Here is a 16,270-nt window from a genome sequence, read left to right as displayed (position 1 = left end):
GCAGGGTAATAATTGCGCACAAAGAAAGTAGTCAACTATATCGCTAACCTCAATAAATAAAAAAGTATGAATGTAATTAAAAGAGACGGTCGCAGAGAACCCATCATGTTCGATAAAATTACCGCACGTGTGCGTAAGTTATGCTACGGTTTAAATGAATTGGTAGACCCGGTAAAAGTTGCCATGCGCGTAATTGAAGGATTATACGATGGTGTAACAACAAGTGAATTGGACAATTTAGCTGCTGAAATTGCAGCAACAATGACTACTTCACATCCAGATTATGCCCGGTTAGCAGCTCGAATTTCAGTCTCTAACTTACATAAAAATACAAAGAAGACCTTTTCTGAAGTAATGACTGACCTATATGAATATGTGAATCCTCGTACAGGTAAAGCGGCACCATTACTTAGCGATGAGGTGCATAAAGTAATTATGGATAATGCCGAAGAGCTAGACTCTACCATTATTTATAACCGTGATTTTGGATATGATTATTTCGGTTTTAAAACATTAGAACGGTCGTATTTATTGAAGTTAAACGGTCAGATAGTAGAGCGGCCACAGCATATGTTAATGCGTGTTTCTATTGGGATTCATTTAGACGATTTAGCTTCGGTTAAAGAAACGTATGAGCTTATGTCTAAGAAGTTCTTTACACACGCAACACCAACATTGTTTAACAGTGGTACCCCAAAACCACAAATGTCTTCCTGTTTCTTGTTGACTATGCAAGACGATAGTATTGACGGTATTTACGATACGTTAAAGCAAACGGCAAAAATTTCACAATCTGCTGGTGGTATTGGGTTGTCTATACATAATGTAAGAGCGACTGGTTCATACATTGCAGGAACCAACGGAACTTCAAACGGAATTGTGCCAATGTTACGCGTATATAATGATACCGCTCGGTACGTAGATCAAGGAGGAGGAAAACGGAAGGGTTCTTTCGCAATTTATGTTGAACCGTGGCATGCCGATATTTTCGATTTCCTTGATTTGAAAAAGAACCACGGGAAAGAAGAAATGCGAGCTCGCGATTTGTTTTACGCGATGTGGATACCAGATTTGTTTATGAAACGTGTTCAGGAGGATGCCGAGTGGACTTTGATGTGTCCTAATGAATGCCCTGGGTTATTTGATTGTCATGGAGAAGAATTTGAAGCATTATACGCTAAATATGAAGCTGAAAATAAAGGCCGTAAAACTATTAAAGCTCGTGAGCTTTGGGAGAAAATAACGGAATCTCAGATTGAAACGGGGACACCTTATATGCTGTATAAAGATGCAGCCAACCGAAAAAGCAATCAGCAAAACCTCGGAACTATAAGAAGCTCTAATCTTTGTACCGAAATTATGGAGTATACCTCACCAGATGAGGTTGCTGTTTGTAATTTAGCATCCATTGCTTTACCAATGTTTGTTAAAAAAGGCGAATTCGATCACAAAGAATTATTCCGAGTTACAAAACGGGTAACAAAAAACTTAAACCGAGTAATTGATAGAAACTACTATCCAGTAAAAGAAGCTGAAAATTCTAATTTTCGTCACCGTCCAGTTGGTTTGGGTATTCAAGGGTTGGCCGATGCTTTTATTATGCTACGGTTGCCATTTACCAGCGATGAAGCTAAAAAATTAAATCAAGAAATTTTTGAAACGCTCTATTTCGCTGCACTAACAGCTTCTATGGAAGAAGCCAAAGAAGATGGCCCTTACCAAAGTTATGAAGGTTCGCCTATTTCCGAAGGGAAATTTCAGCATAACCTTTGGGGTATAAAAGATGAAGAATTAAGCGGTCGTTGGGATTGGGGAAAACTACGCAAACAGATTAAAAAGAACGGCGTTCGTAACTCATTATTGGTGGCGCCTATGCCAACCGCTTCTACATCTCAAATCCTTGGTAATAACGAAGCTTTTGAGCCATATACGTCAAATATTTATACGCGTCGTGTACTTTCTGGTGAATTTATCGTGGTTAACAAGCATTTACTGGAAGATTTAGTTGAATTAGGACTGTGGAACGACGATGTAAAAGAAGAAATTATGCGTGCTAATGGTTCAGTTCAAGGAGTGGATGTTATCCCTCAGGACTTAAAAGAACTATATAAAACCGTTTGGGAACTAAGCATGAAGGACATCATTGATATGTCACGTCACAGAGGATATTTCATTGATCAATCACAGTCGCTTAACTTGTTTATGGAAAATGCAAATTATGCAAAACTGACTTCCATGCATTTCTACGCATGGAAAAACGGACTGAAAACGGGAATGTACTATTTACGCACCAAGAGTGCTGTGGATGCCATTAAATTTACCTTGAAAAAAGAGGTAAAGAAAGAGCCTGTAAAAGAAACAGCTGAAGTAGCCGAAACAGAAGTGGAAGCAACATCCGCAGTTACAAATAAGCCACTATCGCCGCAAGAATTGCGTGAGATGCTAGCCAAATCACGTACGGCAGAGGAAGATGATGATTGCTTGATGTGTGGATCTTAATTTTTGTGTTAATTGAAGAAAAAAAGGAGAGCTGTTTTTGCTCTCCTTTTTTATTGAGTTATTTCCCGTACTTTTTCATATACTAAAGTGCTTTCCCAGCCTCGGTAAAACAAGTAATCGGCCAATTTCTTTCTTTTTTTCTGAAGATTTGTTTCACCGTCCAATTGTTTTATTCGTTTGTCTGCAAGTTCATGAAAAGTACTGTAATAATCTTTTTCAGGAATTTCTTGAAGCGCCTTTTTAATATTGTAGGCTGAAATATCTCGAAATTTCAACTCACGAACAATCCGGTGTTTACCCCACTTTTTAGTTTTGAATTTTCCTCGTGCAAACGCTTGGGAAAAACGAGTTTCATTTAAAAAGTTATGTTGCAATAAGTGGTGAATAATATGGTCAATGGCATCAGGAATCATACGCATTCCCTTTAGTTTCTGTTCTACTTCTTTATGACAACGCTCTTGATAGGCACAGTAATGTTCTAGCTTTGCCTTCGCTTCATCTACAGTATATATTTTTACAGTATTCACAAGTGGAAAAATAAGGATACTTTTTCAGAAAAAAGAAATAAGAATGAATTTAAAGTTAGGGCAAAAAAAAACCCTCTCAAATTGAAAGGGTTTTTTAATTGGATTTATTTAATCATTTCTCCGTCTTTATCGTAAAAATGATATTCCAGATACGTGTAAGCATCTCTTGGTTGAATTTTTACCCATTTTTTGTGCTCCATAAACCATTTGGTTCGCACAGATGGAAAGCCTTTTATTAAGAAGGCTGCTATAAAAGGATGTGTGTTTAAAGTCATCTTTTTATGGTTCTTGTTGAAGAGTTTTTTAAGGTCTTCGGTAATTTTGTTTACTACAACTATGGGAGCTTCAATTTCTCCGTTTTCACCGCCTGGGGCTTCTTCAGCTGTTTTAATGTTCATCTCTGGACGAACACGTTGGCGGGTAATTTGGATCAATCCAAATTTACTTGGGGGTAGTATTTTATGCTTTGCTCTATCTGTTTTCATTTCATCACGAAGATGATCGTAGAGCTTTTTGCGGTTTTTGGCATGTCCCATATCAATGAAATCTACCACAATAATACCTCCCATATCCCGTAGGCGTAGTTGTCTTGCTACTTCGGTTGCTGCTATTAAATTTACTTCTAGCGCAGTGTCTTCTTGGTTTTTCGATTTATTGCTGCGGTTACCACTGTTCACGTCTATTACGTGCATGGCTTCCGTGTGCTCAACCACCAAATAGGTTCCTCTGCTGCTTGAAACAGTCTTTCCGAAGGACGTTTTTATTTGACGTTCAATACCAAATTTTTCATACATCGGTACTTTCGAGTCGTATAATTTGACAATGTTCTCTTTGTCAGGTGCAATTTGCTGCACATAATCTTTTATTTGCAAGTAAAGGGTTTCATCATCAATATGTATTGCCGAAAAATCGTCATTAAATACATCTCGAATAATAGAAGCTCCTCGGTTTAACTCGCTTAGCACCTTGCTGGGGTGGTGCGCTCCCCGTAGCTTTTTACACATCGCTGTCCAGCGATCCATGAGATTTTGTAAATCTCCATCCAGTTCTGCTACTTTTTTGCCTTCTGCTACAGTACGTATAATTACACCAAATCCTTTGGGTTTTATACTGGTTACTAGGCGTTTTAGCCTTTCTTTTTCGTCTTTGCTCTCTATTTTTTGTGAAATAGAAACGCGATCTGAAAAAGGAACCAATACTATATACCGGCCTGCAATGGAAAGCTCTGAGCTTATCCGCGGGCCTTTTGTGGATATAGGTTCTTTTACAATTTGTACCAGAATAGATTGATTAGACTTTAAGGCGTTATTAATGCCGCCGTTTTTATCAATCTCTTTTTCAAAAGGGAAATCCTTTAAAGAATAGTCTTTAAGTTTACCTGTGCTTACACGTTTTACGAATTTTAAAAGAGAAGTGACTTTTGGTCCCAAGTCATGATAATGCAAAAATGCATCTTTCTCGTAGCCTACATTAACAAAGGCTGCGTTAAGACCAGGAACTGTTTTCCGTATTTTGGCGATAAACACATCACCTACCGAAAACTTATTGTCCTCTTCTTCTTTATGTAATTCTAATAGTTTTCCATCTTTTAAAAGGGCAAAATCAACTTCTTGTGAACTGGATCTAATAAATAATTCGTAGCTCACTTGTAATTAATTTTTATCCCGCCCCAAATGGGGTTCCGGGATGGATTAAACAATATTTTATCACAGGTTTTTGTATTCAGAATACTAATATATTCAGAATAACCCGTCGAAATCACGCAGTTTTAAGGTAAGCAAACGTTGTAATTTCATTTTCAAAGAACGTTTTAAATTTCTTTTTTTCATTTTGTTGCTTCAAAACAGAAGCAACAAAATGAAAGGTCTTTAAATGAAAAAAGTAGTTTAGAAACTACTTTTTCTTTTTGTGGCGATTAGCGCGTCTTCTTTTCTTACGCTTGTGTGTCGCTACCTTATGTCTTTTTCTTTTTTTACCACTTGGCATATTAAGCTTGTTTTTGTGTTATTATTATTTTACTTCCACATTGGTTTTTACACCTTCTACAAATACTTTTGCTGGTTTAAAAGCGGGAATGTTGTGTGCGGGAATCTTGATTGTTGTGTTTTTAGAGATATTTCTACCTGTCTTTTCGGCTCTTTTCTTGATGATGAAACTTCCAAAACCTCTTAGATAAACATTGTCACCACCCTCAAGGGTGTTTTTAACTTCACTCATAAAAGTTTCAATCACTGCCTGTACGTCAGCTTTTTCCATTCCTTCCTTTTCTGAGATTTTCGCTACAATATCTGCTTTCGTCATTATTATAAATTTTTATTTAGGGTTATTTTTTTCAAGAGGGCAAATATAACAATTTTAAAATCAAATACTCAAACCTTAATTGGTTAAAATATAAACAGATATACCCTATTTTTGCTAGATGCCAGAAAATACAACTTTTTTTCGTAATAAACTAATAGCGTGGTACTTAGATTATAAGCGAGAATTGCCTTGGCGAAAAACTACTAATCCGTACCATATTTGGTTGAGTGAAATTATACTTCAGCAAACACGAGTAGCACAAGGTTTACCATATTATTTAACCTTTATTGAGGAGTTTCCAACCGTTTTCGATCTTGCTGCAGCGCCACAGGAAAAAGTATTGAAACTATGGCAGGGGTTAGGATATTATTCACGTGCCAGAAATTTACATGCATCGGCGCAATATATTTCAGAAAATTTAAACGGAAACTTTCCTACAAACTACAAGGGTCTTTTGGAGTTAAAAGGAGTAGGAGACTATACGGCTAGTGCCATTGCGTCTATTTGTTTTAACGATCCCGAAGCGGTGGTAGATGGTAATGTGTATCGTGTTTTGTCTCGCGTTTTTGGAATTTCTACACCTATAAATAGTACTACCGGAAAAAAAGAATTTAAAAACCTTGCGCAACAATTAATTGATAGAGAACAGCCGGGGACCTACAATCAAGCTGTTATGGAATTTGGTGCTCGGTATTGCGTGCCTCAAAACCCACAATGTGAAATTTGTATATTTAATGAGCGCTGCGAAGCTTATAATAAAGATTTGGTTTCCTCTCTCCCGGTAAAATTGAAAAAAAATAAAATAAAAAAACGTTACTTTAATTATATGGTATTACTTTCTGAAAACGGTGAAACTGTTCTTAATCAACGAACCGGGAAAGGAATTTGGCAACAATTGTATGAGTTTCCCTTACTTGAAAGTAAAAAGGAGGTTTCAGAAAAAGAATTGATAGCATTAGAATCGTTTAAATGTTTTTCTGAAAAAATAGAAATAGATTCCATTTCATTGTATAATGAAACTTCAGTAGTGCATAAATTATCACACCAGCATCTTTTTACACGTTTTTGGATTGTTGAAGTTTCACAAATAAAACAAAAAACTATTCCTTATTCAGAAATAGAGCAATACGCTGTGCCAGTCTTGATTAATAATTTTATTTCAAACTTTTCGGTTTTTAAAAACTGAAAAATTCGCTATCTTTAAAACTATATATACCTTTGTAAATTAATACAATAATTATGAGTGGAACATTAAATAAAGTGATGCTAATTGGGCACACGGGCGATGAAGTGAAAATGCATTATTTTGAAGGTGGTGGAAGCATTGGGCGTTTCCCTCTAGCAACTAATGAAACGTATACCAATCGTAATACTGGTGAGCGTGTTTCTAATACCGAATGGCATAATATTGTCGTGCGTAATAAAGGTGCTGAAATCTGCGAAAAATATCTTAAAAAAGGAGACAAGGTTTATATAGAAGGGCGGATAAAAACCCGTAAATGGCAAGATGATAGCGGGAACGATCGTTATAGCACCGAAATACAATGTACAGATTTTACATTTTTAAGTCCTAAAAACGAATCTGAAGGAGGTGGTGCGATGCCTCAAAACAAAAGTGCGAGTCACTCAAATAACACCAATTCTGGGCAGCAACAGCGTCAAAATCAACCGCAGCAATCTCAACAACCTGCTGGTGAAGAAGAGGATGACCTTCCTTTTTAGAATAAAGGGAAATATAAGCTTTCAAGTTTAATCTAACATATAATTTTGGATCCGGAACCCCCGAGTTTATTTATTACTGCATTACTAAGTTATACTGAAATACCCGGTATTGCCATACTTGTGGTTTTACTACTATGTTCGGCATTAATATCTGGTGCAGAGGTGGCCTTTTTCTCACTTTCTCCAACCGATTTTGATGCTGATGAGAATAATGCAGCTTCAAAAAAACTGGAGATTGTCCAAAGGCTATTAAATCGTCCTAAAAAACTATTAGCTACTATTTTAATAGCCAATAATCTTATAAATATAGCTATTGTGTTGTTGTTTGAATCACTGAGCGATAGTTGGTTTAGCGGGATTGATTATACGATAAACCTTTATTTTTTTCAATTAAGTCTATTGTTGCTTTTAAAAATTGGAGTAGCCACTTTCTTAATTTTATTGTTTGGTGAAATATTACCAAAAATATATGCTAGTCGAAATAAAGTGAGCTTTTCGTTGTTCATGGCGTACCCACTGCAGGTGCTTGACAAAGTATTTTCGCCACTCAGTTTGCCTATGCGTAGTACTACTATTTATATACACAATCGGTTTGGTAAACAAAAAGCAAATATTAGTGTTGATCAATTATCGCAAGCATTAGATTTAACAAGTGAAGCCGACACTACTCATGAAGAACAAAAAATATTAAGAGGTATTGTAACTTTTGGAAATACTGACACTAAACAGGTTATGAAGCCGCGAATGGATATTTTTGCCCTTAACGAAGAGTTGTCCTATAAGGAGATAATGCCGCACATTATGGAAAACGGTTACTCCCGCATTCCTGTTTATAAAGATAGCATTGATAATATTACAGGAATTTTATATGTAAAAGATTTAATGCCGTATATAGACAGAAAGACGTTCGATTGGAAATCTTTAAAACGCGATTCATATTTTGTACCCGAAAATAAAAAACTAGATGATTTGCTTAATGAGTTCAAGGAAATGAAAATGCATCTTGCTATTGTAGTAGATGAATACGGAGGAACTAGCGGATTGATTTCTTTAGAGGATATTATTGAAGAAATCGTGGGTGAAATTAGTGATGAGTTTGACGATGAAGATTTGGTTTTTTCTAAATTGGACGAAAACAATTATGTTTTTGAGGGTAAAACTCCGTTAAAGGATTTTTACAAAGTAATTAGTGTCGAAGATCCACAAGTTTTTGAATCTGAAAAAGGAGAAGCCGAGACCCTTGCAGGCTTCTTATTAGAAATTTCAAAAGGATTTCCGAAGAAAAACGAAATAATAACCTTCCATAGCTATTCGTTTACTATTGAAGCGTTCGAAAATAAACGTATTAAACAGATTAAACTTTCTATCAATATATGAGGTTTTTAGCAGTTCTTTTCCTTTGTTTCTTAATAATAGCCTGTAATGAAGAGGTGGTTGTAAAACCTGCTGCAAAATTAAGATTAGAGTACCCGAAAAATAATTATAAAAAAGTGGCTATTGATTGTCCGTTTTCTTTTAAAATGAACACCAATGCTACGTTAGATACTACTGACGGCTGTAACCTTGATGTTGACTATCCAGATATGAAAGCTACTGTATATCTAACCTATCAATCTATCAAAAATAATAATATTGATTCGTTGTTGTACGATGCTCAAAAGCTCACCTACGATCATACTATAAAAGCCAATAGCATTTTAGAACAGCCGAGGGTGGATTCTATAAACAAGGTGTATGGGATGTTTTACATGATTGATGGTAATGCCGCAACACAATCACAGTTTTATGTAACCGATAGTATAAACCATTTTATCACTGGTTCCTTATATTTTAAGGCCAAACCTAATTTCGACTCTATTTATCCAGCAGCCATGTATCTTCGGGAGGATATTAGAGTGTTGATGGAAACGATGGAGTGGAAGTAATTTCTTTTGAACTTATAAAGGTGTAAAAATCCACCCAATTTCCCGACCTTTGCCGCTTCAAAATTGAAGCATGAAAGGCATTGATAAAAAATGGATTTATTTGGCTATCCTCTCGGTGGTTTGGGGTAGTTCATTTATTCTTATTAAAAAAGCATTAATAGGGTTAACGCCACTTCAGTTGGGGGCGCTTCGTTCCTTGTTTGCTGCTATTTTTTTGTTGATTATCGGTTTCAGAAAATTAAAAACCATAAAAAAGAAAGAATGGAAATGGATTGCTATTTCTGGTTTTTTAGGAACCTTTATACCTGCTTTTCTCTTTGCCTTTGCCGAAACTGAAATTGATAGTGCTATTGCTTCCGTTTTAAATTCTACTACGCCTATAATGACGCTTCTTTTGGGGGCTCTTGCTTTTAGTATTGGTTTTACTAGAAATCAATTAATAGGTGTTATAGTAGGGCTTTTAGGGAGTTTTCTTCTTATTTGGAGTGGTAGTGAGGTAAACCCCAAACAAAATTATTGGTATGCCGGGTTAATACTATGCGCATCGGTTTGTTATGCATGTAATGTAAATATTATAAAACGACACCTTCAAAATGTTTCCGCATTGGCTATTACCGCGGGACAGTTTTCAGTAATTATTGTACCAGCCATCCTTGTTTTAATTAGTTCAGACTTTTTTTCTGAAGCTACATTGCAGTCTGAAGAATTATATCCTTCCTTAGGGTATTTATTAATCTTATCAGTCATTGGTACTGGCTTGGCAAAGGTTCTATTTAATAGCTTAGTGCAAATGAGTACACCGGTTTTTGCTTCTTCAGTAACATATACCATCCCTATTATTGCTTTATGTTGGGGAGTCTTGGATGGTGAGCAATTTAGTCTATTTCAGTTGTTTGCGGCAGCAGTTATTTTAGTTGGCGTGCTCCTTTCAAAGAAAAGTTAACAAACTCTTTAGAAGAATATTTTGTAACTTTCAGTAGCTTTAAAATCTAAACCAACTATTATGTTTAAAATTTATTCACGATACGGAGTTATAATTGCAGTGGCACTAATTGTTTATTTTTTGTTATTGAAATTGTTTGGTTTACACCAATATCCTGTTTTGAGTGCTGCTAATGGAGTAATTTATGGAGCTGGAATATTATTGGCCTTAAAAAAATACAAAGCAGATACTCCTAAATTTGATTATGCTAAAGGATTTGAAGTTGGATTTGCAGCTGGAGCCATAGCGACCGTGATTTTTACTATTTTCATGTCTCTTTATATCTTTGAACTTGATACAGAGTTTGCTCACAACATATTAGACTCTTGGAACATGAACTTCAATAAGGGAACACTTATTTTAATAATTTCAATCGTTATGATGGGGGTTTCTACTTCTTTAGTGTTAACCTTGGCATTTATGCAACTTTTAAAAGACTCGTGGAACACTCCTGAGGGTAAGCGAAATACTATGTAAATTACTCTAAAAACAGGTTGTGTTTTTAAATTATTAGAATTATATTTGCACCCGCCTTAAAAATAGGCGGGCTTTTTATAGTGAAAAGCTTTAAATAAATTAATATCATAAACGATACGCTATGTACGCAATTGTAGAGATAGCAGGGCAGCAATTTAAAGTTGCGAAAGACCAAAAAGTCTTTGTTAACCGTTTAGCCACAGAAGAAGGAAAGAAAGTCGATTTTGACAATGTTCTTCTTATTGGTGACGGAGACAATGTTACTGTTGGCGCCCCGGCTATAGACGGAGCTCTTATTGGAGCAAAAGTCTTAAGGCACCTTAAAGGTGATAAAGTAATAGTTTTCAAAAAGAAACGTAGAAAAGGTTACCGTGTTAAAAACGGTCACAGACAAGCCCTTTCTGAAATCGTAATTGAAAGCATTGCTTCTTCTGGAGCTAAAAAGAAATCTTCTGCTAAAAAAGAAGAAACTAAAAAAGAAACTCCAGTAAAAGCGAAAGCTGAAACTAAAAAAGCAGAACCAAAAAAAGCTGCCCCTAAATCTAAAAAAGAAGAAGAGGTAAGTGATAACTTGGTAACACGTGCAGAACACCGAGCTGAAGATAGCGACATCGAAATGGACATCGATAAAGTACTTCACAGTATTGGTACTGCTACAAAAGCTGACGCTGATGACTTGAAAGAAATCAACGGAATTGGACCAGCTTACGAAAAAAGATTAAACGAAGTAGGTATTTACTCCTACGAACAAATCAGTAAATTGAAAGCTGCCGATAGAGATGAGCTTTCTGCATTAGACGGTATTACTCGCGAAAAGATAGAATCTGAAGAGTGGGTAAAACAAGCTAAAGCGTTATTGAAAAATAAATAGTAATCACAAAAATTTTTAACCATGGCTCACAAAAAAGGTGTTGGTAGTTCCAAAAACGGTAGAGAATCAGAATCGAAACGCTTAGGTGTTAAGATTTATGGTGGTCAAGCTGCCATTGCAGGAAATATCATTATAAGACAACGTGGTATGGAGCATCACCCAGCTGATAATGTTTATGCAGGTAAAGATTATACTTTGCATGCTAAAGTTGATGGTGTTGTAAAATTTACCAAGAAAAGAAATAACAAATCGTACGTTTCTATTGTACCTAGTGCAGAAGCGTAAGTAATAGTTATAACATATTTAGAAAACCCTTAGTGAAAACTAAGGGTTTTTTGTTTATAGATAAAGCTGATAATTTTATCTCGAAGGAAGCTCTTCAAATTTACGTTTTGAGATAGGGTTATGAATAAGTGTCCATTGTATTTCTTCAGGATAATGTGTTTTTATAAAAAAGTCAGGATTTGTGTCAAACCAATACATGTTTGGTATGTTATTTTTTCGCTGGCTCCTTGCTAAGGTAAGATCCAATAATCGCCACTTTCCGTTAATTTTTACGGCGTTCCAAGTATGGTCAACTTGTTTCCTTCTACTAACACGATAATATTTTTTACTATAGCCGTGTATTACTTGGCTTTCAATGCCTACTTGTCTACAAACTTCTTTGTATAAAAAGGCATAACCACCACAAAGTGCTTTTCTGCGCTCCAATACATTTTTAAGTACGTTTTTTTCTGAAGTGTAAATAGACTTCTGAAGGGTAGCATCGGTACGAAGTTCATTATCATATTCAATAGTACTTGCTATCCATAAAAAAATAGCTTGTGCCTTTTCAAAATCTGTACGACTATTTTTGGTAATCTGCTTTGCAAGGTTTTTAGTGTCAATGTGTGTTGCTTTCGGTACAGGAGCTGTTCTTTTATAAGCAGTGCGCGTATTAATTACATCACCTATCTGTGAATAACTGTTCCCTACCGAAAAACAACTTATTAATAAAGCAATTATAATTTGTCTAAGCATAGCAGAAGGATAGTCTTTTGCTATAAAACGACTTATAGTTTAATTTATTCTTTTAGAAACTGAATTAACGGTGTAATAAACTTATTAAAACTTTCAATATGTGGTAAATGCCCAATATCTTCAATCTCAACTAATTTTGAATTAGGGATCTTTTCTTGCGTCGCTTTCCCAAGTTTGTCATATAAACCCATCGTTTTTCGTACTTCTTCGCTTACTAATGGTTTTCCTAAAGCTGTTCTATCACGAGTTCCGATAATTAACAGTGTTGGGCTACTGATATTTTTAAATTCATAAACCACTGGTTGTGTGAAAATCATATCATACGTTAAGGCTGCATTCCAAGCTATGGTTTCATAGTCAGGGCTTAGAGTCCATCCAGCTAATAAATTAACCCATTCATCATATTCAGGCTTCCATTTTCCATCGTAATAATTACTTTTTTGGTATGATTTAATTTTTTGGTAGTCCTTCTTCAATTCATTTTTATACCACCAATCTATAGACTGGTAAGGAACTTTTAACTTCCAATCTTCTAATCCGATTGGGTTTTCTAAAATTAATTTTTCAGTAGTTTCAGGATACATTAGGGCAAATCGAGTGGCTAACATACCTCCCATAGAATGCCCTAAAACTGCTGTTTCTGAAATTCCTAAAGTATCTAAAAGCTGTTTTGTGTTTTTTGCTAACTGCTGAAATGTATATTGAAAATGTGCTGGTTTAGAAGATTTACCAAACCCAATTTGATCAGGCATGATAACTCGGAAACCATCTTTTAGAAGTGCTTTAGCAGTAGTTTCCCAATAAGCGCCATTGAAGTTTTTTCCGTGGAACAATAGAATGTTTTTACCATTATAATTATCTGGGGTAACATCCATATAACCCATTTTTAATTCTTGCTGCTGAATGTCAAGGTTGATATAATCAACTTCAAAAGGATATTCATAATTACTCAGTACAATATCCAGTTGCTTTATATCGTCTTTTTGAGCATACGAACTAAAACATATAAATAAGGTGAGGATAGCTACTTTAAGTTTCATAAGTGTGTTTTAAATTAAATCTATATAAAGTTATAAAAGCTAGTTGTAACGGTGAAAGTTTTAAGTAGACCTTAAGATAATTTAGGCTATAAAAACTAAAACCCCCACAATATCTGTGAGGGTTTTTATTTTCTAACAGCGCAAGAGCGCAGTCTAGCATCTAGTATCGGTAGTACTCAGGCTTAAATGGGCCTTCTACTTCTACACCAATGTATTTAGCTTGTTCTTCGCTTAAATTGGTTAATTCTACACCAATTTTTTCTAAGTGTAATTTCGCTACTTTTTCATCTAAATGCTTTGGAAGCATATACACTTTGTTTTCGTATTGATCTGTATTTTTCCACAATTCAATCTGCGCTAGCGTTTGGTTTGTAAACGAGTTACTCATCACAAAACTTGGGTGGCCGGTAGCACAACCTAAGTTTACTAAACGACCTTCCGCTAACAAAATAATGTCTTTACCGTCAATCGTATATTTATCTACTTGAGGCTTTATCTCTACGTGAGAGTTTCCGTGGTTTTCTTTTAGCCAAGAAACAGCAATTTCATTATCAAAGTGACCAATGTTACAAACGATTGTTTTGTCTTTCATTGCTTCAAAGTGCTCACCACGAACAATATCTTTATTTCCAGTAGTAGTGATTACAATATCTGCATTGCCTACAACAGTTTCCAGTTTTTTCACTTCAAAACCGTCCATTGCAGCTTGTAATGCACAAATAGGATCAATTTCAGTAACGGTAACAATAGCTCCAGCTCCTTTAAAAGAAGCAGCGGTACCTTTACCTACATCACCGTAACCACATACCACAACGCGTTTTCCAGCTAGCATAACATCGGTAGCACGACGAATCGCATCTACAGCACTTTCACGACATCCATATTTGTTATCAAACTTACTTTTAGTAACACTATCGTTTACGTTAATTGCTGGCATAACAAGGGTTCCATTTTTCATACGCTCGTATAAACGGTGCACACCAGTAGTTGTTTCTTCAGAAAGTCCTTTAATACCAGAAGCTAGTTCAGGATATTTGTCAAAAACCATATTGGTTAAATCACCACCATCATCCAAAATCATATTTAATGGCTTGCGATCTTCCCCAAAGAAAAGCGTTTGTTCAATACACCAGTTAAATTCTTCTTCGGTCATTCCTTTCCAAGCGTATACCGGAATTCCAGCATCAGCTATAGCAGCAGCAGCTTGATCTTGTGTAGAGAAAATGTTACAAGAACTCCAAGTTACTTCGGCTCCCAATTCAATAAGGGTTTCAATTAAAACCGCAGTTTGTATGGTCATGTGCAAACATCCGGCAATACGGGCACCTTTTAACGGTTGCTCGTTTTTGTATTCTTCACGTAACGACATCAAACCTGGCATTTCTGCTTCTGCTAGTTCAATTTCTTTACGTCCCCAATCTGCTAGGGAAATATCTTTTACTTTATACGCCGTGTAAGGCACTGTTTTCGTTGACATATTCTTATCTTTGGATTAACAATCTTTTTTTCTGCTAACTGATATTGCTCAGTTTTCAGGTTGCAAAAATACATAATATCTAGTAAACGTTTATGCCACTTTACAAAACTATAACAGTAAATAAAACGACTAAGGTCTTGATTTGGAAGATAGAGGAATCCTACGAATTTCTTTCCGATGGAATCTCACTTACCAATCATTGTCGAAAGCGTGTAGATGGTATGAAAAGCGACCTACACCGTCGCGGATTTATGAGCGTTCGTCATTTATTGGCTGCTGCTGGTTATACCGATCACGATCTGTATTATGATGATAAAGGCAAGCCGCATTTAACGGATGACAAACATATCTCCATTACCCATTCCTTTATTTTTTCGGCGATTATAATCAGTGATCAAGAAGTGGGGATTGATATTGAAAAGCAACGTCAAAAAATATTAAAAATTGCCCATAAATTTACCCCGATTGAAGAATATAGAACCCTAGCTAACGATGATGCCGTAATGCGAAAATTGACGATGGTTTGGGGTGCAAAAGAATCATTGTACAAGAGTTTTGCCCGAAAAGGCGTAAGCTTTTTAGAACACGTTTATGTGGAAGATTTCCGCTTCGATGATATGCATTCTACCGCCGAAGTTTCTTTTGAAGATAAAGAAGAAACCTATAAAGTATGGTTTCTAGAATTTGAAGGGTTTACCTGCGCCTATGCGTTAATCTCTGAAAAGATTAGGTAATGAAACACTATCATTACGAAAGTATTTTAAAAGCTATTTCCGAAGAGAGGAAAAGCCTTGCCATTTTAATAGACCCTGATAAATTTACTGTTTCTGAAACCGCTTCTTTTCTTCAACAACTGCCAACAGAAACCACACATTTATTTGTAGGTGGCAGTACAGATGCTAATGGCCATACGGAAGCTACCGTAAAAGCACTAAAAAATCATTCTCAGTTGCCTGTAATCTTGTTTCCAGGTGACCACACACAAATCACCGAGTTTGCAGATGCCATTTTATTTTTGTCTTTGTTATCGGGTAGAAACCCAGAATATTTAGTAGGCCAACAATTAAAAGCGGTTGAGAAACTAAAAGCATCAAAACTTGAAGTAATTCCTACTGGTTATATTCTAGTGGATGGCGGCACAGAATCTGCCGTAGCACGGGTAAGCAATACAAAGCCACTTTCGCAAAATAATACTTCAAAAATAGTACATACTGCAATTGCAGGTGAATTTATGGGTGCCAAATTAATCTATTTAGAAGCCGGAAGTGGAGCAATTAACCCGGTAAAATCAATTATTATTTCCGAAGTAAAAAAAGCCGTCAATATTCCACTTATTGTAGGTGGCGGTATTAAAACCGAAACGCAACAACAAACGGCTTATACCGCCGGAGCCGATTTAGTAGTAATGGGAACAGCTTTTGAAAAATAA

At 35.8% G+C, this 16,270-nt stretch carries 17 protein-coding genes; 11 read left to right on the top strand and 6 right to left on the bottom strand.

Annotated features, from left to right (window positions below):
* Positions 1–66 precede the first annotated feature (66 nt).
* On the top strand, positions 67–2,499 hold the full coding sequence (locus DZ858_RS02160; protein ID WP_117157931.1) for a ribonucleoside-diphosphate reductase subunit alpha: 2,433 nt from the start codon (positions 67–69) through the stop codon (positions 2,497–2,499).
* Positions 2,500–2,549: 50 nt separating this feature from the next.
* Here DZ858_RS02160 and DZ858_RS02155 read toward each other — a convergent pair whose 3' ends face one another.
* The 3 genes from DZ858_RS02155 to DZ858_RS02145 form a co-directional block, all read right to left on the bottom strand.
* The gene (locus DZ858_RS02155) at positions 2,550–3,026 is read right to left on the bottom strand and encodes a regulatory protein RecX (protein ID WP_117157930.1); all 477 of its coding nucleotides are present in this window, start codon (positions 3,024–3,026) and stop codon (positions 2,550–2,552) included.
* 104 nt (positions 3,027–3,130) lie between these two features.
* On the bottom strand, positions 3,131–4,672 hold the full coding sequence (locus DZ858_RS02150; protein WP_117157929.1) for an Rne/Rng family ribonuclease: 1,542 nt from the start codon (positions 4,670–4,672) through the stop codon (positions 3,131–3,133).
* Positions 4,673–5,036: 364 nt separating this feature from the next.
* Entirely contained in the window at positions 5,037–5,327 is a 291-nt protein-coding gene (locus DZ858_RS02145; RefSeq protein ID WP_116693152.1) for an HU family DNA-binding protein, read from the bottom strand.
* Between the two features lie 118 nt (positions 5,328–5,445).
* On the opposite strand from DZ858_RS02145, the gene mutY reads away from it, so the two are divergent.
* From mutY to rpmA, 8 genes are all read left to right on the top strand, one after another.
* A complete protein-coding gene (mutY, locus tag DZ858_RS02140) occupies positions 5,446–6,513 on the top strand; it encodes an A/G-specific adenine glycosylase (protein ID WP_117157928.1) in 1,068 nt (355 codons plus the stop codon).
* A gap of 53 nt (positions 6,514–6,566) precedes the next feature.
* Entirely contained in the window at positions 6,567–7,049 is a 483-nt protein-coding gene (locus DZ858_RS02135; RefSeq protein WP_117157927.1) for a single-stranded DNA-binding protein, read from the top strand.
* Between the two features lie 45 nt (positions 7,050–7,094).
* On the top strand, positions 7,095–8,426 hold the full coding sequence (locus tag DZ858_RS02130; RefSeq protein ID WP_117157926.1) for a gliding motility-associated protein GldE: 1,332 nt from the start codon (positions 7,095–7,097) through the stop codon (positions 8,424–8,426).
* On the top strand, positions 8,423–8,974 hold the full coding sequence (gene gldD, locus DZ858_RS02125; protein ID WP_117157925.1) for a gliding motility lipoprotein GldD: 552 nt from the start codon (positions 8,423–8,425) through the stop codon (positions 8,972–8,974). Before DZ858_RS02130 ends, gldD begins: the two co-directional genes overlap by 4 nt.
* A 70-nt stretch (positions 8,975–9,044) precedes the next feature.
* Positions 9,045–9,917, top strand: a complete 873-nt coding sequence (locus DZ858_RS02120; RefSeq protein ID WP_117157924.1) for a DMT family transporter — start codon at positions 9,045–9,047, stop codon at positions 9,915–9,917.
* Positions 9,918–9,977: 60 nt separating this feature from the next.
* On the top strand, positions 9,978–10,433 hold the full coding sequence (locus DZ858_RS02115) for a DUF4199 domain-containing protein (RefSeq protein WP_117157923.1): 456 nt from the start codon (positions 9,978–9,980) through the stop codon (positions 10,431–10,433).
* A 121-nt stretch (positions 10,434–10,554) separates the two neighbouring features.
* A complete protein-coding gene (rplU, locus tag DZ858_RS02110) occupies positions 10,555–11,304 on the top strand; it encodes a 50S ribosomal protein L21 (protein ID WP_117157922.1) in 750 nt (249 codons plus the stop codon).
* A 21-nt stretch (positions 11,305–11,325) separates the two neighbouring features.
* On the top strand, positions 11,326–11,589 hold the full coding sequence (rpmA, locus tag DZ858_RS02105) for a 50S ribosomal protein L27 (protein WP_117157921.1): 264 nt from the start codon (positions 11,326–11,328) through the stop codon (positions 11,587–11,589).
* Positions 11,590–11,664: 75 nt separating this feature from the next.
* Here rpmA and DZ858_RS02100 read toward each other — a convergent pair whose 3' ends face one another.
* From DZ858_RS02100 to ahcY, 3 genes are all read right to left on the bottom strand, one after another.
* Positions 11,665–12,324 carry a transglutaminase domain-containing protein gene (locus DZ858_RS02100; RefSeq protein WP_117157920.1) on the bottom strand — a complete coding sequence of 220 codons (660 nt, stop codon included), beginning with the start codon at positions 12,322–12,324 and terminating at the stop codon, positions 11,665–11,667.
* A gap of 44 nt (positions 12,325–12,368) precedes the next feature.
* Complete coding sequence (locus DZ858_RS02095; protein WP_117157919.1) at positions 12,369–13,364, bottom strand: alpha/beta fold hydrolase; 996 nt, start codon at positions 13,362–13,364, stop codon at positions 12,369–12,371.
* A gap of 160 nt (positions 13,365–13,524) precedes the next feature.
* On the bottom strand, positions 13,525–14,841 hold the full coding sequence (gene ahcY / locus DZ858_RS02090; RefSeq protein WP_117157918.1) for an adenosylhomocysteinase: 1,317 nt from the start codon (positions 14,839–14,841) through the stop codon (positions 13,525–13,527).
* Positions 14,842–14,933: 92 nt separating this feature from the next.
* Here ahcY and DZ858_RS02085 point away from each other — a divergent pair, with 92 nt between their 5' ends.
* Positions 14,934–15,575 (top strand): 4'-phosphopantetheinyl transferase family protein, encoded by a 642-nt coding sequence (locus DZ858_RS02085; RefSeq protein WP_117157917.1) that lies wholly within the window; start codon positions 14,934–14,936, stop codon positions 15,573–15,575.
* The gene (locus DZ858_RS02080) at positions 15,575–16,270 is read left to right on the top strand and encodes a geranylgeranylglyceryl/heptaprenylglyceryl phosphate synthase (RefSeq protein WP_117157916.1); all 696 of its coding nucleotides are present in this window, start codon (positions 15,575–15,577) and stop codon (positions 16,268–16,270) included. Before DZ858_RS02085 ends, DZ858_RS02080 begins: the two co-directional genes overlap by 1 nt.

The sequence above is a fragment of the Marixanthomonas ophiurae genome, assembly GCF_003413745.1.
In the GTDB taxonomy this organism is placed as follows: Bacteria; Bacteroidota; Bacteroidia; order Flavobacteriales; family Flavobacteriaceae; genus Marixanthomonas; species Marixanthomonas ophiurae.
Note: the sequence above shows the minus strand (reverse complement) of the source record. Positions and strands in the feature narration are given on the sequence as shown.